Here is a 1,191-nt window from a genome sequence, read left to right as displayed (position 1 = left end):
AACAAGACTTGAAACCCTACGAAAACGCCCACGGAAGGCAGTGGGCGTTTTTCTTTCTTCAATTAAGTCGGTGACATTAGCTGGCTTTCTCTGCCACCTCTCGGTGTTGCTGCGCTTCTTCAGTGTTGAACCCACGTAGAATATTGGTCAAGGTGATGGCGGTAAACAGCACTACAACCAACGACAAATGCCACGCTTCACTCAATCCAAGTTGCACCAGCGTCATACTCGCCAAGGAAGAGACCACCATTTGACCGCCGCCAGACATGGCTGCCGCCGCGCCCGCTTGCTCTTTGTATGGTTGCATCACAAGTGCTTGTGCACAAGGCAACGCAATGCCATTGCCAAGAATCATCAACAATTGTCCAATCATCAAATACAAGGGTTCTACCGGGCAGAAAAACAACCACAGTGCCGCACTGATATGCAAAACAGGCGTGCAAAGCAGCATTTTCTTATTTCCGATGACGGGGCGGATGCGGTTACAAATGGTTGTGCCGCCGAGCATACCTAACGCGGGGATCAGTGCCCACATGGCGTATTCGTCCGATGTCATCCCGATTTGGTCTTGCATGATAAAAGGCATCACGGAGACGGTCGTGATCATCAAGCTGAAGTTGAGCCAACTGATGCTCGCAAAGCTCATAAAATATCGAGACGAGAGCAAATCACGATACTGCACCAACATTTTGGCTGGAGAGGGAATTGCGGAGCGTCGTGTGATGGTCTCTTTGAATCGAAACGTAATGATGATCCAAGCGAGCGACACGTAACCCAACAATGAAATGAACACCATGCTCCAGCCAAAGTGGAAGTTAATGAACCCACCAATCACAGGAGCAATCAACGGCGTGATGGACGCTGCCATAGCAATGTAAGACATCGCGACGGGAAGCTCATTCCCACTAAACTGGTCACGAGTAGAAGCTCGAGCCAGCACCGCGCAGCAACCCGTCCCTAAGCCCTGCAAAAAGCGGCCTAATACCATGCCAGTAAACGTATGGCTCCAGAAAATGATCATCAGCAAGCCAGACATTGCGATCAGCAAACCAGCGAGTAGCACTTTCTTGCGCCCTAATGCGTCGGACATTGGGCCATAGATGAACTGGGAAGGGCCAAATCCAAGTAGATAAATACTCACGAGGAGCTGCGCTTGATCGAGTGAAACTGAGAAGTCTTTGGCGATCCAAG

General features: G+C 50.3%; 1 protein-coding gene. It reads right to left on the bottom strand.

Annotated elements, in window-relative coordinates; all coding sequences use genetic code 11:
* Positions 1 to 76 precede the first annotated feature (76 nt).
* Positions 77 to 1,191, bottom strand: a 1,115-nt coding sequence (locus R7Q47_RS25425) for a multidrug effflux MFS transporter (RefSeq protein ID WP_318090132.1), incomplete at its 5' end; no start/stop codon positions are given.

It is taken from the genome of Vibrio sp. Vb0349 (assembly GCF_033338975.1).
Note: the sequence above shows the minus strand (reverse complement) of the source record. Positions and strands in the feature narration are given on the sequence as shown.